This window comes from Streptomyces sp. NBC_01142 (assembly GCF_026341125.1).
Taxonomy (GTDB): domain Bacteria; phylum Actinomycetota; class Actinomycetes; order Streptomycetales; family Streptomycetaceae; genus Streptomyces.
This window is the reverse complement of record NZ_JAPEOR010000002.1, coordinates 2076268-2096806: the sequence shown is the minus strand read 5'-3', so window position 1 is coordinate 2096806 and position 20539 is coordinate 2076268. Positions and strand designations below refer to the sequence as shown.

Below are 20539 nucleotides of genomic sequence, written 5' to 3'. Positions count from 1 at the left end.
TGCCCAGTGCACGTCAGAAGGGGGCCTCGGTGGCCGCGCAGGATGCCGCTGTTCATTCCGTGGTCGATACCGCCGTCGATACGGTCCGGGACCGCGAAATCGGTGTCGAGCAGGAACATCTCGACCAGGTGTACCGCCGTCTCGAGGAGAAGATCCACGAGGCGGAGTTCCTCATGAACGATGCCGCCAAACGGGGCCAGGTCGGCACGCCCGGCGCGCTCGCGGAGCGGGACGCCCAGGTCTTCCGGGCGGGTGTCCACCTCAATCGCCTGAACAACGAGTTCGAGGACTTCCTCTTCGGGCGGATCGACCTGCTCTACGGCAAGGACGGCAAGAAGGGCCCGGACGGTGCCTACACCTCCGTCGAGCCTGCCGACGACGCCGTCCGCACCGACGGAACCCGCCAGGTCGCCGAGATCGGCGAGACCCTGCACATCGGCCGCATCGGAGTCCTCGACTCCGACTACGCACCGCTGGTCATCGACTGGCGCGCCCCGGCCGCCGCGCCCTTCTACCGCTCCACCCCGGTCGATCCGGGCCGGGTGGTACGCCGCCGGGTCATCCGCTCCAAGGGCCGCAGGGTCCTGGGCGTCGAGGACGATCTGATGCGCCCGGAGCTGACCGCCACGCTGGCGGGCGAGGAGCTCCCGGTCATCGGCGACGGCGCCCTGATGGCGGCGCTCGGGCAGGCCCGTAGCCACACGATGCGGGACATCGTCGCCTCCATCCAGGCCGAGCAGGACCTGGTGATCCGCGCCCCCGCCGCCTCCGTCACCTATGTCGAGGGCGGTCCGGGGACCGGCAAGACCGCGGTGGCCCTGCACCGGGCGGCGTATCTGCTCTACCAGGACCGGCGGCGGTACGCGGGCGGCATCCTGATCGTCTCGCCGACCCCGCTGCTCGTCGCGTACACCGAGGGCGTGCTGCCGTCGCTGGGCGAGGAGGGGCAGGTCGCCATCCGCGCGGTCGGCCATCTGGTCGACGGGGCGGAGGCCACGGCGTACGACGAACCGGCGGTGGCCCGCATCAAGGGCTCCTCCCGGATGCTCAAGGTGCTCCGCCACGCCGCACGGGGTGCGCTGGACCTCTCCGGGCCTCCGCCGGTGCGGGGCGTCCAGGCGGCGGGCGGCCGGCAGGCGGACGGCCAGCTGGCCTTCGGCGAGGAGCCCGAGGCCGCCTCCGGGCCGCCGACCCGGCTGCGGGTCGTGGCCTTCGGCCGCCGGATCGAGATCGAGGCCGACGAGCTCAGACGCATCCGCCACAACGTCCTCGGCGGCACGACACCGGTCAATCTGCTGCGTCCGCGGGCCCGCAGAATGCTGCTGGACGCCCTCTGGTCGAAGTCCGGCTCCGCGGGACGTGCTCTGGGGGACCCGGAGCTCGCCGCCGAGCTGCGTTCCTCCTTCGACGAGGACATCACCGCCGAGGACAGCTTCATCACCTTCCTGGACGCGTGGTGGCCCGAGCTGACCCCGCGCGGCGTCCTGACGTCCATGTCCGACGAGCGGCGGCTGGGCCGCTGGGCGCGCCGCGTGCTCAACCCGGGTGAGGTGCGACGTCTCGCCCGCTCCCTCAGGCGCGACGCCCTCTCCGTGCACGACGTGGCGCTCCTTGACGAGCTGGGGACGCTGCTCGGCACCCCTGCCCGGCCCAGGAAGAGACGCGAGTACGACCCGCTCGACGCGCTCACGGGTCTCGAGGAGCTGATGCCGCACCGCGAGGAGACCCAGCGCGAGCGGGCGGAACGGCTGGCCCAGGAACGTACCGAGTACGCGCATGTCATCGTCGACGAGGCGCAGGACCTCACCCCGATGCAGTGGCGGATGGTCGGCCGCCGCGGCCGGACCGCCACCTGGACGGTCGTCGGCGACCCGGCGCAGTCGTCCTGGTCCACGCCGGACGAGGCCGCCGAGGCGCGCGACGAGGCGCTGGGAAGCCGCCCGCGCCGCCGCTTCCAGCTCACCGTCAACTACCGCAACCCCGCCGAGATCGCCGAGCTGGCGGCCAAGGTGCTCGCGCTCGCGATGCCCGGTATGGAGTCCCCGTCTGCGGTCCGCTCCACGGGCGTGCGTCCCCGTTTCGCGGTCGTACGGGACGGGGACCTGGGCGGGGCCGTACGTGCCGAGGCGCAGCGTCTGCTGGACCGCGTGGACGGCACGGTCGGCGTCGTCGTCGCGATGAACCGGCGCGAGCAGGCGGCGCGTTGGCTGGCCGGGCTCGGCGAGCGGGTGGTGGCGCTCGGCTCGCTGGAGGCGAAGGGACTGGAGTACGACGCGACGGTCGTCGTCTCGCCGGCGGAGATCGCGGACGAGTCCCCGGCGGGGCTGCGGGTGCTGTACGTGGCGCTCACGCGGGCGACGCAGCAGCTCACGGTGGTCTCGGACCGACGTGACGAGCCGGATGCGGACGGTGTGCCGGACCTGCTGAGGGACTGACCGGACGCGGCCGGTTCCAGGGCCATCCGGGCTGATTGCGAGTCAACCTGCGGTGCGGGATTCACTTACCGGGGCGGTTTGTTAGCCTGGTGGTGGCACCGGCTCGATCCAAGCCCCCGGGCCCAACCTTCGTCGCTCAGAGCGACCACTTGCCGCGAGGCGAGCATGGCGGGTCGGTGCCACTTACGTGTACGAGAGACAGGTCCGCGCCACCGGAAGGTGGCGCGGACCTGTTTTTTGCGGCGCTCGGCAGTGAGGGCTTCCACCGGGGACAGGGCATCTCGTATGGTGGAAAACACTTTCCGAAAACTAAATGACCACTATTACCTGCTACCCGCAGGTAGGTGCGAACATCGGAAAGCGTTGCCGGGCAGCAGCCACGGCCGCATGGCATTGAAGCTAGGGAAAGCAGAGGAACCCGGTCATGGCAACGGCGCCCAGCGTCTCGTACTCGATGACGGTCCGGCTGGAGGTGCCCGCGAGCGGAACCGCGGTCTCTCAGCTCACCACGGCCGTGGAGTCCTCCGGCGGCTCTGTGACAGGCCTGGACGTGACCGCTTCCGGCCACGAGAAGCTGCGGATCGACGTCACGATCGCGGCCAGCTCGACCACGCACGCCGACGAGATCGTCGAGGAGCTGCGCAAGATCGAGGGTGTCGTCCTCGGCAAGGTCTCCGACCGTACGTTCCTGATGCACCTCGGCGGCAAGATCGAGATGCAGTCCAAGCACCCCATCCGTAACCGTGACGATCTCTCGATGATCTACACGCCGGGTGTGGCGCGGGTCTGCATGGCCATCGCCGAGAACCCCGAGGACGCCCGCCGCCTCACCATCAAGCGCAACTCCGTTGCAGTGGTGACCGACGGTTCCGCCGTCCTCGGCCTCGGCAACATCGGCCCCATGGCCGCGCTCCCGGTCATGGAGGGCAAGGCGGCCCTCTTCAAGCGCTTCGCCGGCATCGACGCCTGGCCGATCTGCCTCGACACGCAGGACACGGATGCCATCGTCGAGATCGTCAAGGCGATCGCCCCCGGCTTCGCGGGCATCAACCTCGAGGACATCTCCGCGCCCCGCTGCTTCGAGATCGAGGCGCGGCTGCGCGAGGCCCTGGACATTCCGGTCTTCCACGACGACCAGCACGGCACCGCGATCGTCGTCCTCGCCTCGCTGACCAACGCGCTGCGCGTGGTCGGCAAGGGCATCGGTGACGTACGGGTCGTCATGTCCGGCGCCGGCGCGGCCGGCACGGCCATCCTGAAGCTGCTCATCGCGGCGGGCGTCAAGCACGCCGTCGTCGCCGACATCCACGGCGTGGTGCACGCGGGCCGCGGGGACCTGGTCGACGCCGCGCCCGAGTCGGCGCTGCGCTGGATCGCCGACAACACCAACCCCGAGGGTGCCACCGGCACGCTCAAGCAGGCGGTCGTCGGCGCGGACGTCTTCATCGGTGTCTCCGCCCCGAACGTGCTGGGCGCGCAGGATGTGGCCGCGATGGCGGACGGCGCGATCGTATTCGCGCTCGCGAACCCCGACCCGGAGGTCGACCCGGCAATCGCCCGCCAGACGGCCGCAGTTGTCGCCACGGGCCGCTCGGACTTCCCCAACCAGATCAACAACGTGCTGGTCTTCCCGGGCGTCTTCCGCGGCCTGCTGGACGCGCACTCCCGGACCGTCAACACCGAGATGATGCTCGCGGCGGCGGCCGCTCTCGCTGATGTCGTCACCGAGGACGAACTCAACCCGAACTACATCATCCCGTCGGTCTTCAACGACAGGGTCGCGGGAGCGGTCGCCGGAGCGGTCCGCAACGCCGCCACGGCGGCCGGCACGGCTGTGACAGGCCCCACGTCGGGCTGATACCCGGCGCGTCGCGGGTCGCGGGGCCGCGACTGCCGCTCTAGGGTGGCGGACCATGAGCCCCGCGCTCGAGGCTCTGCGGCTGCGCGGAGTCTCCAGGAAGTGGACGGAACGTCACCACGACGAGGCAGTGGCGCTTTTCGTGTGACTCCGGAGGGTGCCGGATTGGCTTTCCCGCCGCTGGTGGGGGCAGGATGCGTATTCGGGCGCGAGGGTCTGACAGCAGACCCGGGTCCGGGGACTGTCCGAGGGCCCTGGCAGCATCGGCTTCGATCTCACGCCTCACAGGCAAGAAGAACACGGGAGTAACAACATGAACCGCAGTGAGCTGGTGGCCGCGCTGGCCGACCGCGCCGAGGTGACTCGCAAGGACGCCGACGCCGTTCTGGCCGCTCTCGCCGAGACCGTCGGCGAGGTCGTCGCCAAGGGCGACGAGAAGGTCACCATCCCCGGCTTCCTGACCTTCGAGCGCACCCACCGTGCCGCTCGCACCGCTCGTAACCCGCAGACCGGCGACCCGATCCAGATCCCGGCCGGCTACAGCGTGAAGGTCTCCGCGGGCTCCAAGCTCAAGGAAGCCGCCAAGGGCAAGTAACCCCAAGGCACAGCAGTGAGGGCGGCCACCCCCTTCCGGGGAGTGGCCGCCCTTTCGCGTGTGTACGGGCCCTGGAGGGGCCGCCGGGCCCCTTGCCGGGGGCTTTTGGCCCCCAGGCTCCGTCCGCCCCTGGGGAGTCCCCCTGCGCCCGTACGGCGCAGGGGGAGTGTCCCCGATCGCCGGACGGGCGGCTTTCGGCCTCCCGGGGGTCCCCCCGGACGACGTCCGGGGGACCGGGGCGCGGGGCCGGGGCGGAAGCCCGGGTACGGGACGTGCGCCCCGGTCAGACGAGCTTGCGGCCCGGGAGTTCGACCTTCGCGCCGAGCTTCTCGAGCTTCTCCATGAAGTTCTCGTAGCCACGGTTGATCAGGTCGATGCCGTGGACCCGGGAGGTTCCCTGCGCCGCCAGCGCCGCGATCAGGTAGGAGAAGCCGCCGCGCAGGTCCGGGATGACCAGGTCCGCGCCCTGGAGCTTCGTCGGGCCCGACACGACCGCCGAGTGCAGGAAGTTGCGCTGGCCGAAGCGGCAGTCGGAACCGCCCAGGCACTCGCGGTAGAGCTGAATGTGTGCACCCATCTGGTTGAGCGCGGAGGTGAAGCCCAGCCGCGACTCGTACACCGTCTCGTGGACGATGGACAGGCCCGCCGCCTGGGTCAGCGCCACCACCAGCGGCTGCTGCCAGTCGGTCTGGAAACCGGGGTGCACGTCCGTCTCCAGGGCGATCGCGTTGAGCGAACCGCCCGGGTGCCAGAAGCGGATGCCCTCGTCGTCGATCTCGAAGGCACCGCCCACCTTCCGGTAGGTGTTGAGGAACGTCATCATCGAGCGCTGCTGGGCTCCGCGCACATAGATGTTGCCCTCGGTCGCCAGCGCCGCCGACGCCCAGGAGGCCGCCTCCAGGCGGTCCGGGAGCGCCCGGTGGGTGTAGCCGCCGAGCTTGTCGACACCGGTGATCCGGATGGTCCGGTCGGTGTCCATGGAGATGATCGCGCCCATCTTCTGCAGTACGCAGATGAGGTCCTCGATCTCCGGCTCCACCGCGGCGTTCGAGAGCTCGGTGACACCCTCGGCCAGCACGGCCGTCAGCAGCACCTGCTCCGTCGAGCCCACCGAGGGGTACGGCAGCCGGATCTTGCATCCGCGAAGCCGCTGCGGGGCCTCCAGGTACTGACCGTCCTCCCGCTTCTCGATCGTCGCGCCGAACTGGCGCAGCACCTCGAAGTGGAAGTCGATCGGCCGGCCGCCGATGTCGCAGCCGCCCAGGCCCGGGATGAAGGCGTGGCCGAGCCGGTGCAGCAACGGGCCGCAGAAGAGGATCGGGATGCGAGAGGAGCCCGCGTGGGCATCGATGTCAGCCACGTTCGCGCTCTCGACGTGCGACGGGTCGAGCACCAGCTCGCCCGGCTCCTCGCCGGGACGGACCGTCACACCGTGCAGCTGCAGCAGTCCGCGTACGACGCGCACATCACGGATGTCGGGCACATTGCGCAGCCGGCTCGGTTCGCTGCCGAGCAGGGCGGCGACCATCGCCTTGGGCACGAGGTTCTTCGCGCCGCGGACGCGGATCTCGCCCTCCAGCGGGGTTCCGCCGTGGACAAGCAGTACATCGTCTGTGCCGGTCATGAATCTCGCGTTCCGGTCGGGGTCCCCCCAGCGACGCGAGGGGGAGGTCGGACAGGGGGCCAGGGAAAAGGGTAAGGGGCTTCTGCCCCTGTTACGTAGGGCCAGGGGCCGTTCACAGGCGTAATGAATGCGGCACAACACGCTCAGCTCGCGCACTGTCGCCGACCGTCACCGCGGCTTGCTCTCGCCACGGATGCCCACGGCGCGCTCTGAGCTGCACTCGATCACACTGAGCCGTGTGCTCCCCGCGGAGGGCGAAGATGCGGGATCATGTCTCGCATGACCGAGGTGTCCTCGCTCACAGGGCGGCTGCTCGTCGCCACCCCCGCCCTCGTGGACCCGAACTTCGACCGGGCGGTGATTCTGCTGCTCGATCACGACGACGAGGGCTCGCTCGGCGTCGTCCTCAACCGGCCCACCCCCGTGGTCGTCGGCGACATCCTGGAGTCCTGGGCCGACCTCGCGGGCGAACCCGGCGTGGTCTTCCAGGGCGGTCCCGTCTCCCTCGACTCGGCGCTCGGCGTAGCCGTGATCCCCGGCGACGAAGGGCCGCTGGGCTGGCGGCGGGTGTACGGAGCGATCGGCCTGGTCGACCTGGAGGCGCCGCCTGAGCTGCTCGGCGGGGCGCTGGGATCGCTGCGGATCTTCGCCGGGTACGCGGGCTGGGGGCCGGGCCAGCTCGAGGACGAACTGGGCGACGGGGCCTGGTACGTGGTGGAGTCGGAGCCCGGCGATGTGTCGTCGCCGCGGCCGGAGAGTCTGTGGCGGGCGGTGCTGCGGCGCCAGCGCAGCGAGCTCGCGATGTTCGCGACCTATCCGGACGACCCGTCGCTCAACTGACCTCCGGGGCGGCCGGGCGCCCTGTCGCGTCGGCGCCCTCCACGATCAGCCGGCGGCTGACGGCTGACGGCCGGGGCGACCATGGCCGCGCGCGCGGCCACCACCCGTACCGAGGCGAGCAATTCGGCGGGCGGCGCGTCCTTGGGCAGGAAGCCGCCGGCGTCGGCGCGTGCTTCGCGGTGACGCTGCCCACCGCTTTCGCCGCCTTCGCCGGGGCCCGGACGGCGAGCGATGTCTGTGTCCGGGCGGGCCCATGGCCGACGGTACGCCGTCGGCGTGAGTACCCTTGGAGCTCATGAGCACTCTTGAGCCCGAGCGCGGGACAGGCACGGGGACCCTCGTAGAGCCGACGCCACAGGTGTCGCACGGCGACGGCGACCACGAGCGCTACGCCCATTACGTCCAGAAGGACAAGATCATGGCGAGCGCCCTCGAAGGCACTCCCGTGGTGGCACTGTGCGGGAAGGTCTGGGTACCGGGACGCGATCCCAAGAAGTATCCGGTCTGCCCGATGTGCAAGGAGATCTACGAGTCCATGGGCCCGGGTGGCGACAAGGACAAGGGCAAGGGCGGCAAGGACAAGAAGTAGGGCGTCGGCTCCGGTACACGCCGGAACTGTCGGTACCCGCCGGGACGGCCCCCGGGATGTGCATTCGTGCGCACCCCGGGGGCCGTTCGCGTTCTCTCCCGGGCCTCTGCCGGCCGTCTCCCGACTCTCTCCCGGGTCTGTGCCGGGTCTGTCCCGCGGTCTCCGGGCGTTGCACGGGGTGCGGCGGCTGGTCACAGAGTGGTTGAGACCTCTTGTCCGGCTCGTGTGCGCGGCTCTAGCCTCCTGCGTGTTGTGCATTACGAAACGCACGTTGCGCATGTTGCAACGCCTACTCGTAGTCTACTCGTAGGGGACCCCGCATGAAGCTGCTGACCGCCCGAATTGCCGCCCCGGCCGCGGCACTTGTGCTGGCGGGCCTCACCGCCGCCTGCGCCCCCCAGACCTCCGACAACAGCGCGAAGAAGGACGAGAAGAGCGGCACCCTGCGCGTCTGGCTCTTCCAGGAGGTCAACAACAAGCCCAAGGAGCAGGTCGTCGACGCCGCCGTCGCCGCGTTCCGCAAGGAGCACAAGGATGCGAAGGTCGAGATCGAGTACATACCGGTCGAGACCCGCGCCCAGAAGATCAAGGCCGCGTTCAACGACCCGAAGAGCGCGCCGGATCTGATCGAGTACGGCAACACCGACACTGCCGGTTACGTCAAGGACGGCGGACTCGCCGACGTCGGCGCGGAGTTCAACGCCTGGGACGAGGCGAAGGACACCGACCCGACCGCCAGGCAGTCGGTCACGGTCGACGGCAGGATCTACGGTGCACCGCTCTTCGTCGGCGTACGTGCGCTCTACTACCGCACCGATGTCTTCAAGGACCTGGGGATCGAGCCGCCCAAGACCCAGGACGAGCTGATCGCCACCGCCAAGAAGATCCACAAGGAGAAGCCGGATCTGTACGGGCTCGCGGTCGGCGGTGCGTACACCTATGGCGCGATGCCCTTCATCTGGGCGAACGGCGGCGAACTGGCCGAGGAGAGCGGCGGCTCGTACACGTCCGCGATCAACAGTACGGCCGCCCGGAAGGGCATCAAGGCGTACACCTCGCTCTTCGGTGACGACAACTGCCCGGCCGCCAAATGTGCCTCGATGGGCGGCAACGCCACGGTCACCGCCTTCGCCTCGGGCAAGGCGGCGATGGCGATCGGCGGCGACTTCAGCCACCAGGCGGTGGAGGCGGGCTCGGTGAAGGGCAAGTACGCGGTTGTACCGCTGCCGGGTCTGAAGGTGGGCGATACGGCCCCGGCCTTCGCGGGCGGCAACAACATCGGCGTACTGAAGAGCAGTTCGCACCGCACCCTCGCGGTGGACCTGATGAAGGAGTTCACCGGCAAGGAGACGCAGCGGGCGCTGTTCGACGCGATGGGCTTCCTGCCGACGTACACGGATGTGCGGTCGGAGGTGGCGAAGAAGGAGCCGTTCGTCGGCCCGTTCGTCACGACGCTGGGCGCGGGAGCGAAGTTCGTACCGGCCTCGCCGGGCTGGGGCCAGATCGACGCGTCACTGGTCCTGCCGACGATGTTCCAGGAGATCGTCAGCGGCAAGAAGGACGTGGCGGCGGCGTCGGACGACGCCGCGAAGAAGATGAACGCGGCGTTCGCCGACGCGAGCTGACCGGGATGACACACGGTACGAACCGTGGGCCGGAACCCCCCGAGCCCTCGGGCCACCGGGGCGAGGCGCGCGTCCGACACGGCCTGGGCGCCGGCGGCGGGGCGGGCGCTCACGACGGCCCCGGTACTCCCGGCGGGGCGGGCGTTCCCCGCCGCTCGGGCGTCAGTGGCTGCCCCGGCCCCGGCGGCGAGGCGGGCATTCCCGAGGGTCCGGGTACTCCCGGCAGCCCGGGTACCCCCGGCGGCCCGGGTACCCCCGGCGGCCCCGGTGGCGGTGGTACCCGCGTCGGCGGGGCAGGTGCGCCCGCGGTGGCCCCCGTTGCCGTCCGCGTGGGGGAGCGGCCCGCCGAACGGCCGACGCGCGTTCCCCGCGCCCGGAAGGTGCCCGGCGCTTCGCCGGGCGTCGCTCGCAGTCCCAGGCGCCCCCCGGGCCGCGGGGGCCGGACGGCCTGGCTCTATCTCGCGCCGGCGCTCGTCGTGCTGGCCGCGCTGCTCGTCTACCCCGTCTACCAGCTCGGCCTGATCTCCTTCCTCGAGTACACCCAGGCCCAGGTCAGCGGCGGCGAACCGACCACCTTTCAGGGCCTGGGCAACTACCGCACGCTCTTCGCCGACAACCAGTTCTGGCAGGTGCTGCTGGCGACCGTCGTCTTCGCGGCCGCCTGCGTCATCGCCACCCTCGCCGTCGGCTGCGCGCTCGCCGTCCTCCTGACGCGCGTACGGGCCGTACCGCGGCTCGCCCTGATGATGGCCGCGCTCGGCGCATGGGCGACCCCGGCCATCACCGGATCCACGGTCTGGGTCTTCCTCTTCGACCCGGACTTCGGGCCGGTCAACCGGCTGCTGGGGCTCGGTGACTTCTCGTGGACGTACGGGCGCTACAGCGCCTTCGCGCTGGTGCTCCTCGAGGTGGTGTGGTGCTCGTTCCCGTTTGTGATGGTGACGGTCTACGCAGGCGTCAAGGCGATCCCCGGTGAAGTGCTGGAGGCAGCCTCGCTGGACGGCGCGTCACAGTGGCGGATCTGGCGCTCCGTCACCGCCCCGATGCTCCGCCCCATTCTGGTGGTCGTCACCATTCAGTCGATCATCTGGGACTTCAAGGTCTTCACGCAGATCTATGTGATGACGAACGGCGGAGGCATCGCCGGCCAGAATCTCGTGCTCAATGTGTACGCCTATCAGAAGGCCTTCGCGTCCTCCCAGTACAGCCTGGGCTCGGCGATCGGCGTGGTCATGCTGCTGATTCTGCTGGCGGTCACACTCGTGTATCTGCGACTGCTGCGACGCCAGGGAGAAGAACTGTGAGCCACGTGCGCATCCGTCGTCCCTGGCGGCTGGCCGCCGAGGCATCGGCGCTCGTCGTCGCGGTCGTCGTTGCCTTTCCGCTGTACTGGATGGTGCTCTCCGCCTTCAAACCGGCGGGCGAGGTCCAGTCGACCGACGCCCGGCCATGGACGCTTTCCCCGTCCCTGGACTCCTTCCGCCGCGTTTTCGAGCAGGAGGAATTCGGCACCTATTTCCTCAACAGCCTGGTGGTGGCGGGCACGGTCGTGATCGCGTCCGCGCTGATCGCCTTCCTGGCCGCGACGGCGGTCACCCGATTCCGTTTCAGGTTCCGTACCACCCTGCTGATCATGTTTCTGGTCGCGCAGATGGTGCCCATCGAGGCACTGACGATTCCGCTGTTCTTCCTGATGCGGGACTTCGGCCAGCTGAACACCCTCGGCTCGCTGATCCTGCCGCACATCGCCTTCTCGTTGCCGTTCGCGATCTGGATGCTGCGCGGCTTCGTCAAGGCGGTCCCCGAGGCGCTGGAGGAGGCGGCGTACATCGACGGCGCGAGCCGGACGCGGTTCCTGTGGCAGATCCTGTTCCCGCTGGTCTTCCCGGGGCTGGTGGCGACGAGCGTCTTCTCGTTCATCTCGACGTGGAACGACTTCCTGTTCGCCAAGTCCTTCATCATCAGCGACACCTCGCAGTCGACGCTGCCGATGGCGCTGCTCGTCTTCTTCAAGCCGGACGAGAACGACTGGGGCGGGATCATGGCAGCGTCCACCGTGATGACCGTCCCGGTGCTGGTCTTCTTCGTACTCGTACAGCGACGCCTGGTCTCCGGCCTCGGCGGCGCGGTGAAGGACTGACGTGATGGATCTGATTCCGGCTCCGAAGAGCTTCTCCTGGGTGCCTCCCCCCGGTTACGTCCCGCTCGACGCGGAGACGCTGCTCGAGGCCCAGCCGGGTACCGAGGGCGTCGCGCGCTGGCTGCGCGCAACGGTCGGCGCAGCCACCGGTCTGCCCCTGGCGGACGGCAGGTGCGGCGACAACCGCGTGGTGCTGAGCATCGCGTCCGGCCTTGCCCCCGAGGGATATCGCATCGTCGTCGACGGGTACGCCCACCGCATCGAGGGCGGCAGCCCGGCCGGCGTCTTCTGGGGGGCCCAGACCTTCCGGCAACTGCTCGGCCCCGAGGCGTTCCGGCGGGCGCCCCTCACACCGGGCCAGGAGTGGGACCTTCCGATGGTCACCATCCAGGACAGCCCCCGCTTCGCCTGGCGCGGCCTCATGCTCGACGTATCACGGCACTTCCTCCCCAAGGACGACGTGCTGCGCTACCTCGACCTCCTCGCCGCCCACAAGCTCAACGTCTTCCACTTCCACCTCACCGACGACCAGGGCTGGCGCATCGAGATCAAGCGCTACCCGAAGCTGACGGAGGTCGGCGCCTGGCGGTCCCGCACCAAGTACGGCCACCGCGCCTCCGAGCTCTGGGACGAGACGCCGCACGGCGGTTACTACACCCAGGACGACATCCGCGAGATCGTCGCGTACGCCGCCGAGCGGCATATCACCGTCGTCCCCGAGATCGACATCCCCGGCCACTCGCAGGCAGCCATCGCCGCGTACCCGGAACTGGGCAACACCGACGTCACCAACACCGCCGCCGGGTCCGCCGACGCCACCCCCGCATCGGTCAAGGGGAGCGCCCGCCTCTCCGTCTGGGACAACTGGGGCGTCAGCCCGAACGTGCTCGCCCCCACTGACCACACCCTCCGCTTCTACGAGGGCGTCTTCGAGGAGCTCCTCGACCTCTTCCCCTCCACCTTCGTCCACGTCGGCGGCGACGAGTGCCCGAAGGGCCAGTGGAAGGCGTCCCCGGCCGCCCAGGCCCGTATCAAGGAACTCGGCCTGGCCGACGAGGACGAGCTGCAGTCCTGGTTCGTCCGGCACTTCGACACCTGGCTCGCCGAGCGCGGCCGCCGTCTCATCGGCTGGGACGAGATCCTCGAGGGCGGTCTCGCACCGGGCGCCGCAGTCTCCTCCTGGCGTGGCTACCAGGGCGGTGTCACCGCCGCCGAGGCCGGTCACGACGTCGTCATGTGCCCCCAGCAGCAGGTGTACTTGGACCATCGCCAGGACGGCGGCGCCGACGAGCCGATGCCCATCGGGTACGTACGCACCCTGGAGGACATCTACCGCTTCGAGCCCGTGCCCCCGTCGCTGCCGCCCGAGGCCGCCGCGCACGTCCTGGGCACCCAGGCCAACGTCTGGACCGAGGTGATGCAGGACCGCTCCCGCGTCGACTACCAGGTCTTCCCGCGCCTCGCCGCCTTCGCCGAGGTCGCCTGGTCCGCGCTGCCCGCCCCCGCCGAGCGGGACTTCGAGGACTTCGAGCGCCGAATGACCGCCCACTACGCGCGGCTTGACGCGCTCGGCGTCGACTACCGGCGCCCCGGTGGCCCGTTGCCGTGGCAGAAACGACCCGGAGTGCTCGGACGCCCGATCGAGGGGGCGCCCCCAAACGTGTGAGCCGGACGGAAACAACGGTGCCGTGCGCCCGGGACCCTGGGACTGTGGAAGACCGCAGGGGAATAAGTCGTACAAGGATCGCCGAAGAGTGGCAATCCGCATGTGGCGGTGACCGTATGCGAAATCGGACCATCGGCACGAGAAGGGGCATCCGGTACGGATGCGTCCTTCGCGGACCCTCTCGTCGGTCGGCTCGGAAGATGTGCCAGAGTTGCCACGTCCGGGCTGTGAGCACGTACGGTACGGCAACACAGGCGGGACAGCCGGGACACCGGGAAGGGGCAGCTGGGTGACCACGCACGCACCGCAGGCGGCGCAGTCGGTGACGCTGCCGGCCTCGCTCGACGAGGCCGTGGCGGCTCTCACCGCCATGTCCGCCGCCGTGCCCGTCGCCGGCGGTACGGACCTCATGGCCGCCGTCAACAAGGGCCAACTCCGCCCCGCGGGCCTCGTCGGCCTCGGCCGCATCAGCGAGATCCGCGGCTGGCGCTACCAGGACGGCCACGCGCTGCTCGGCGCCGGACTCACCCACGCCCGGATGGGACGGCCCGACTTCGCGGCCCTCATCCCCGCGCTGGCCGCTTCCGCGCGCGCCGCGGGCCCGCCCCAGATCCGAAACGCCGGCACGCTCGGCGGCAATATCGCCACCGCCGCCCCGACGGGCGATGCCCTGCCCGTGCTGGCCGCCCTGGAGGCGGACCTGGTGATCGCCGGCCCCGACGGCGCCCGCCGCGAGATTCCCGTCTCCCATCTGCTGGCCGGCCGCGAGATGCTCGGCCCCGCCGAACTCATCGGCTTCGTACGCGTACCCCTGCTGCACGCCCCGCAGGTCTTCCTGAAGGCGACCGGCCGCACAGGTCCGGGCCGCGCCGGCGCATCCGTCGCCGTCGTCCTCGACCCGGCACGTCGCGGGGTGCGCTGCGCGGTCGGGGCGATCGCGCCCATGCCGCTGCGCCCGCTGGAGGCCGAGCGCTGGATCGCCTCCCTGATCGACTGGGACGGCGAGCGGGGGCTGACGGGCGAGGCGCTCGCGGCCTTCGGCGAGTACGTCGCGGCGGCCTGCATCCCGGATCCGGATCCGGCCGCGCCCGGCGAGGAGCAGGCCGTGCTGCCGCCCGCCGTACTGCATCTGCGGCGCACCGTCGCCGCGCTGGCCCGACGTGCACTCGGGAGGGCGCTGTCGTGAGAAACGAGGAGAACCCGGAGAACCCGGAGAACCCGCAGGAGTACAACCCGCAGGAGTACGGGGGCTGGCAACCGACGCCTCAAGGCGGCGAGTACGACGCCGAGGCCACCGCGTTCCTGCAGTTGCCGCCCGAGGGCGCACTGGACGCCGCGCCGCTCGAGGCACCGGGCCACGGCTACGTACCTCCGATGATCACGCCACTGACGCCGACTGCCGCGTCCGATCCGTCGGCGACGGGCACCTGGGTGGTGCCGCAACAGGCGGGGGAGCCGACGATGGAGTCGGCGGCGTCGGCGGCGTCGGCGGCGCACTGGCCGGAGCCCGCGGCGGCCGACCCGCAGGCGACGGGTCAGTGGACCTTCCCGGATGTCGGGCAGGCGCCGGTCACGGGTGCCTTCCCCGGCCCCTTCGACCCCTCGGCCCCGTCCGGCCCTTCCTCTCCCTCCGGCCCTTCCGCTTCCTCCGAGTCTGCGGAGATGACCGGCCAGTGGGCGGTTCCGGTGGCGGACGGCGATCTGCCGGACGAGTCGGGGGAGTTCACCACGTCCTCGCTGCGGGAGCAGTGGGGCGGTACGACCCCGCCGGCGACGCTTCCGGGTGGCGCACCGGCCCCGTGGGCAACGCTTCCGGGTGGCGCTCCGGCGCCCTGGGCGACAGGGCCCGAGGAGCCGGCCCCCGAGCCGCAGCCGAGGGAAGAGGCGGCCGAGGCAGTCCCCCTCCCGGAGGACATTCCGGCCCAGGCCCCCGAGGAGGAAGCCCCCGCCCCCACCTCCTCCACGGGCAGCGCCGAACACCCGCCCACCTCCTACGTCCTGCGGGTCAACGGCACAGACCGCCCCGTCACCGACGCCTGGCTCGGCGAGTCCCTCCTCTACGTGCTGCGCGAGCGTCTCGGCCTCGCCGGCGCCAAGGACGGCTGCTCGCAGGGCGAGTGCGGCGCGTGCAACGTCCAGGTCGACGGCCGTCTCGTCGCCTCCTGCCTGGTCCCCGCCGCGACCGCCGCCGGCTCCGAGGTCCGTACGGTCGAAGGCCTCGCCACCGACGGCGAACCGTCCGACGTACAGCGCGCCCTGGCCGGCTGTGGCGCGGTCCAGTGCGGCTTCTGCATCCCCGGCATGGCCATGACCGTCCACGACCTCCTCGAGGGCAACCACGCCCCCACCGAGCTCCAGACCCGCCAGGCGCTCTGCGGCAACCTCTGCCGCTGCTCCGGCTACCGGGGCGTTCTCGACGCCGTACGCGAAGTGGTCGCCGAACGCGGAGCGAGCGCCGCGGCCGCGGCGGAGGCGAGCGAGGAAGCCCGCATCCCGCACCAGGCGCCCCCCGGCGCAGGTAGTGTGCAGCCCCACCCGCACGACGGAGGCATGGCGTGAGCAACGACGCGGCCACCACGACGACGCCCCAGGCGGTCGACGGCCCCCAGCCGGAGGCGCCCGCCCACGGTCTCGGCGCGTCCCTGCCCCCGGCCGACGCCCGAGCCAAGACCGAGGGGACGTTTCCGTACGCCGCCGATCTGTGGGCCGAGGGCCTGCTGTGGGCGGCGATCCTGCGCTCCCCGCACCCTCATGCCCGGATCGGCTCGATCGACACCTCGGCGGCGCTGGAGATGCCGGGCGTACGAGCCGTGGTCACACACCAGGACATTACGGGTGATTCCGCTTACGGCAGGCGTATTGCCGACCGTCCCGTCTTCGCCTCCGAGATCGTCCGCCATCACGGCGAGGCGATCGCGGCGGTCGCCGCGGACCACCCCGACACGGCCCGCCTGGCCGCTGCGGCCATCGCGGTCGAGTACGAACCCCTGGAACCGGTCACCGACCCGGAGAAGGCCTTCGCCGCCGAACCCCTGCACCCCGACGGCAACCTGATCCGCCACATCCCGCTCCGCTACGGCGACCCGGACGCGACGGGCGACGTGATCGTCGAGGGCCTCTACCGCATCGGCCGCCAGGACCCGGCCCCCATCGGTGCCGAGGCAGGTCTCGCCGTGCCGCGCCCGGACGGCGGTGTGGAGCTGTACGTCGCCTCCACCGACCCCCACACGGACCGTGACCTCGCGGCGGCATGCTTCGGCCTGGAGCCGGACCGGGTGAAGATCGTGGTCACCGGAGTCCCGGGCGCGACGGGCGACCGCGAGGACCCCGGTTTCCAGCTCCCCCTGGGCATGCTGGCGCTGAAGACGGGCTGCCCGGTCAAGCTGACGGCGACCCGCGAGGAGTCCTTCCTGGGCCACGCCCACCGCCACCCGACGCTGCTGCGCTACCGCCACCACGCGGACGCGGAGGGCCACCTGGTCAAGGTCGAGGCCCAACTGCTGCTGGACGCGGGCGCGTACGCCGACGCCTCCTCCGAGTCGCTGGCCGCGGCGGTCGCGTTCGCCTGCGGCCCGTACGTCGTCCCGCACGCCTTCATCGAGGGCTGGGCGGTCCGTACGAACAACCCTCCCTCGGGCCACGTCCGGGGCGAGGGCGCGATGCAGGTCTGTGCGGCGTACGAGGCCCAGATGGACAAACTGTCCGTGAAGCTCGGCCTGGACCCCACCGAACTTCGACTGCGCAACGCACTGGCGACCGGCGACATCCTCCCGACGGGCCAGACCGTCACCTGTCCTGCCCCGGTCGCCGAACTCCTCTGCGCGGTCCGTGACTTCCCGCTCCCTTCCCTCCCCAAGGACACCCCCGAGAACGACTGGCTGCTCCCCGGCGGCCCGGAAGGCGCCGGCGAACCGGGAGCGGTGCGGCGCGGCGTCGGCTACGCACTGGGCATGGTCCACATGCTGGGCGCCGAAGGCACCGACGAAGTCTCCACGGCGACCGTCAAGGTCCACGACGGCATCGCGACCGTCATCTGCGCCGCCGTCGAGACCGGCCAGGGCTTCTCCACCCTCGCCCGCCAGATCGTCCAGGAGACGCTGGGCATCGACGAGGTCCACGTCGCCTCCGTCGACACGGACCAGCCCCCGGCGGGCCCGGCGGCCCACGGCCGCCACACCTGGGTCTCGGGCGGCGCGGTGGAGCGCGCGGCCAAGATGGTCCGTACGCAGCTTCTCCAGCCCCTGGCCCACAAGTTCGGCATGTCCACCGAGCTGCTCCAGATCACCGACGGCAAGATCACGTCGTACGACGGCGTGCTCTCCACCACGGTCACCGAGGCGATGGACGGCAAGGAACTGTGGGCCACGGCCCAGTGCCGCCCCCACCCCACGGAGCCCCTCGACGAGGAGGGCCAGGGCGACGCGTTCGTGGGCATGGCGTTCTGCGCGATCCGCGCGGTGGTCGATGTCGACATCGAGCTCGGCTCGATCCGCGTGGTCGAAATGGCGGTGGCCCAGGATGTGGGCCGCGTCCTGAACCCGGCCCAACTGGCCACCCGCATCGAGGCGGGCATCACCCAGGGCGTCGGCACGGCCCTGACGGAGAACCTCCGCACGGCCCGCGGCCTGATCCGCCACCCGGACCTGACGGGCTACGCACTCCCGACATCCCTGGACGCCCCGGACATTCGCATCGTGAAACTGATCGAGGAACGCGACGTGGTGGCCCCCTTCGGTGCAAAGGCGGCGAGCGCGGTCCCGGTGGTCACTTCCCCGGCGGCGGTGGCTTCGGCGGTACGCGCGGCAACGGGCCGCCCGATCAACCGCCTCCCGATCAGGCCTCAGGCGGCGGTTGCGGTTCCCAACTCGTAACTGTGTGATGCTCATTGCATGTGCAATCCGGGGGTGCGGACTGTCACTCCGCCTCGGTACAGTGATCCCTGTAGACGTGTGTAAACGGGGAGGCGTACGTGGTACAGGACGGTGGCAGCGGCGGGGGAATGTCGAGCGACGAGCGGCAGTTGCGCATGGTCAACCCAGTGATGGCCGCGATGCTGTACGACCCTGAGTCGATGGGGGAGTTCAAGAAGCGGGTCGACAAGCTCGTTCTCGATCTCAATGGCTCGCCGGCCGGACCCAAGAAGATCGGCGACGACGCGATCGACCGCACGCAGTTCGGGGGCGGAGGCAACGGCTGGGTCGAAGCGTCCGGCCTCTTCAATGCGTACGACACCGTCATCACCCAGCTGAAGCAGCTCTCGCAGCTGCTTGCGGACTGCATGGAAGGCATGGGCATCGCTGTCGTCGCGTCCAAGGACGGCTATCAGGGCATGGACGACGACATCCGTAGGCGCATGCTGACCATCAGGCAGCGTACTGAGAGCAAGTACGACTACGAGAAGGACACCGTGGCCCAGGAGCTGGCCAGGGAACGGGCGAAGGAGCAGGCCGAGAAGAACAAGGCCCAGCAGCCCAGCGGTGAGGCGCAACAGCCGGGCGACACGGCCGGCGTCGGGAACACCCAGTAACGGCCACTGGGAACCACGGGGATAGAGGCGGGATAATGGAACCCAAGGAAAGCGGAAGCGGCGGCGGCACGACACCCTTCCACAGCATGTCTCACGAGGAAATGCTGGCGTGGCTCGACCAGGCCAGCAGCGTCCAGGTGCAGGCAGCCGCGGACCGGCTGTCCAGCGCCTACGTTGAGATAGGGAAGATCGCGCAGCAGCTGAAGTTCCGCCCAGAACGCGTGGAGTGGAAGGGCGAAGGCTTCCAGGCCTTCGTCGAATGGGGCGAGAGCCTGGCGAGCGCGACGCAGCGGCTGGCGGACTACAGCCAGAGTGCGTCGGAGTGGATGAGCAGGGCCGCCGAGGATATTGCCACCACACAGAAGGCGATCCCGAGGTACACCTCCAAGGAGCAGGCCTCGGCCAACTTGGAGGCGGCCAAGTCGGCGCCGAACGACACTGACTCGAAGACTGTGGCAGCGAATGCGACGGCTGCGCTGGCTGCGACCGAGGAGAAGAACCGGGTCGAAGCCGCTGACATGATGAGAGAACTGGCGGGTTCGTACAAGACGTCGTATGTGGAGATCGGCAAGCTAGAGGTCCCGACTTTCCAGCCGCCGCCGGATCAGTTCGTGCCTGACGGCGGGCGGGTGTCTGGTGGAGGGTCTCAGGATCTCGCGCGTTCAGGCAGTGACGGTAGCTCGTCCTCGGCGGAGCGCGCGTATGCGCCCGCTCAGGAGCGCACCGTGGCTCGTGACGAGGTGTCGCAGGCCAGAGTCGACACCGGAGCCGGTACGGGCGGAATCAGTGCGGGCGCATCGCGGCCGGTGGAAGGCCCTGTGGACATGGGGATCGACAGCGTTGCCACGCTGCCCGACCCGGCGCCCACCGCGCCCCCCGGAACGCCTGGCCCGCCGACCAGCAGGCCTGACGGGCTGGGCCCCGTCACGCCGGGCCCAGTCCTGCCGGGAAGGATCCCGCCTACGTTCGGCGGCAACCCTGCGGTACCCAATACCGGTGGACCCGGTGGTAAGACACCTCAGGGTGGGCGGAGTGTTGTCCCGTCCGGGCAAGCCGGCACCAACCCCAGGATGCCGCGCGAAAGTGGCATCGCCGGTGGCCGCCCTGTACCGCCGAGCACGGGCCGCTCCACTGGCGGAATTCCCCGTGGCACGGTAGTCGGCAACGAAGCCACCACTGCCCGCGGGCCAATGGGCCGCGGCGGCATGCCCGGCATGCCAGGGATGCCTGGCGGCGGACCTATGGGGGGCGCGAGTCAGGGCGGTATCTCCGGCGGGCGTCGCCTGGGATCCGAGATGGGTGGCATTGTCGGCGGTCGGCCTCAACAGCCTGGGCAGAACAGCGCCCGGCCCTTCACGCCCGGTGGATCAGGGCTGGTTCGAGGCGTGGACCCCAGCTCCACCGGTGGAGCAAACGCCGGACAGGCCGGCCGAACCGGAGCGGTGCCTCCAGGGTCGCAAGGTGCCAACTCTCGTCGTGACGACCGGAACGGCGAGCGTCCGGACTACCTGTCGGAGGACGAAGAGACCTGGCAGCAGGGCAACCGACGTGTAGTCCCGCCAGTCATCGACTAGTCCAGACCGAACCGTCAGAGGGAAGAGATGCGAGCCCCCAGCAGCAAGCGACTTGTCCGGCCTACT

At 70.5% G+C, this 20539-nt stretch carries 15 protein-coding genes and 1 pseudogene; 14 read left to right on the top strand and 2 right to left on the bottom strand.

The window, feature by feature from the left end; all coding sequences use genetic code 11:
- Positions 1-29 precede the first annotated feature (29 nt).
- The 3 genes from OG883_RS26995 (at position 30) to OG883_RS26985 (ending at position 4888) form a co-directional block, all read left to right on the top strand.
- The gene (locus OG883_RS26995; protein ID WP_266545745.1) at positions 30-2435 is read left to right on the top strand and encodes a UvrD-helicase domain-containing protein; all 2406 of its coding nucleotides are present in this window, start codon (positions 30-32) and stop codon (positions 2433-2435) included.
- A 424-nt stretch (positions 2436-2859) separates the two neighbouring features.
- Positions 2860-4293, top strand: coding sequence for an NAD-dependent malic enzyme (locus OG883_RS26990; RefSeq protein ID WP_266545742.1), 1434 nt, complete (start codon positions 2860-2862; stop codon positions 4291-4293).
- A gap of 313 nt (positions 4294-4606) precedes the next feature.
- Positions 4607-4888: an HU family DNA-binding protein gene (locus OG883_RS26985; RefSeq protein ID WP_004571953.1), complete on the top strand. Its 282-nt coding sequence runs from the start codon at positions 4607-4609 to the stop codon at positions 4886-4888.
- Between the two features lie 283 nt (positions 4889-5171).
- On the opposite strand, the gene murA is transcribed toward OG883_RS26985, so the two are convergent.
- Positions 5172-6512: a UDP-N-acetylglucosamine 1-carboxyvinyltransferase gene (murA, locus tag OG883_RS26980; RefSeq protein WP_266545739.1), complete on the bottom strand. Its 1341-nt coding sequence runs from the start codon at positions 6510-6512 to the stop codon at positions 5172-5174.
- Positions 6513-6791: 279 nt separating this feature from the next.
- Here murA and OG883_RS26975 point away from each other — a divergent pair, with 279 nt between their 5' ends.
- Positions 6792-7352 (top strand): YqgE/AlgH family protein, encoded by a 561-nt coding sequence (locus OG883_RS26975; protein WP_266545736.1) that lies wholly within the window; start codon positions 6792-6794, stop codon positions 7350-7352.
- Positions 7353-7396: 44 nt separating this feature from the next.
- Here OG883_RS26975 and OG883_RS26970 read toward each other — a convergent pair.
- Positions 7397-7522 (bottom strand): annotated as a pseudogene (locus OG883_RS26970) (DNA-binding response regulator); the annotation flags it as partial.
- A gap of 125 nt (positions 7523-7647) precedes the next feature.
- Here OG883_RS26970 and OG883_RS26965 point away from each other — a divergent pair.
- From OG883_RS26965 to OG883_RS26920, 10 genes are all read left to right on the top strand, one after another.
- The gene (locus OG883_RS26965) at positions 7648-7941 is read left to right on the top strand and encodes a DUF3039 domain-containing protein (RefSeq protein WP_266545733.1); all 294 of its coding nucleotides are present in this window, start codon (positions 7648-7650) and stop codon (positions 7939-7941) included.
- Between the two features lie 320 nt (positions 7942-8261).
- A complete protein-coding gene (locus OG883_RS26960; RefSeq protein WP_266545730.1) occupies positions 8262-9566 on the top strand; it encodes an extracellular solute-binding protein in 1305 nt (434 codons plus the stop codon).
- 380 nt (positions 9567-9946) lie between these two features.
- Positions 9947-10870, top strand: a complete 924-nt coding sequence (locus tag OG883_RS26955) for a carbohydrate ABC transporter permease (RefSeq protein ID WP_266549472.1) — start codon at positions 9947-9949, stop codon at positions 10868-10870.
- Positions 10867-11706: a carbohydrate ABC transporter permease gene (locus OG883_RS26950; RefSeq protein WP_266545727.1), complete on the top strand. Its 840-nt coding sequence runs from the start codon at positions 10867-10869 to the stop codon at positions 11704-11706. The genes OG883_RS26955 and OG883_RS26950 overlap by 4 nt, the downstream gene beginning before the upstream one ends.
- A gap of 4 nt (positions 11707-11710) precedes the next feature.
- Complete coding sequence (locus OG883_RS26945; protein ID WP_266545725.1) at positions 11711-13372, top strand: beta-N-acetylhexosaminidase; 1662 nt, start codon at positions 11711-11713, stop codon at positions 13370-13372.
- 289 nt (positions 13373-13661) lie between these two features.
- Entirely contained in the window at positions 13662-14558 is an 897-nt protein-coding gene (locus tag OG883_RS26940) for a xanthine dehydrogenase family protein subunit M (RefSeq protein WP_266545722.1), read from the top strand.
- Positions 14555-15931: a 2Fe-2S iron-sulfur cluster-binding protein gene (locus OG883_RS26935; protein ID WP_266545719.1), complete on the top strand. Its 1377-nt coding sequence runs from the start codon at positions 14555-14557 to the stop codon at positions 15929-15931. Before OG883_RS26940 ends, OG883_RS26935 begins: the two co-directional genes overlap by 4 nt.
- Complete coding sequence (locus OG883_RS26930; protein WP_266545717.1) at positions 15928-18243, top strand: xanthine dehydrogenase family protein molybdopterin-binding subunit; 2316 nt, start codon at positions 15928-15930, stop codon at positions 18241-18243. The genes OG883_RS26935 and OG883_RS26930 overlap by 4 nt, the downstream gene beginning before the upstream one ends.
- A 98-nt stretch (positions 18244-18341) precedes the next feature.
- A complete protein-coding gene (locus OG883_RS26925; protein ID WP_266545714.1) occupies positions 18342-18899 on the top strand; it encodes a hypothetical protein in 558 nt (185 codons plus the stop codon).
- Between the two features lie 35 nt (positions 18900-18934).
- Entirely contained in the window at positions 18935-20473 is a 1539-nt protein-coding gene (locus OG883_RS26920; RefSeq protein WP_266545711.1) for a WXG100 family type VII secretion target, read from the top strand.
- Positions 20474-20539: the final 66 nt, after the last annotated feature.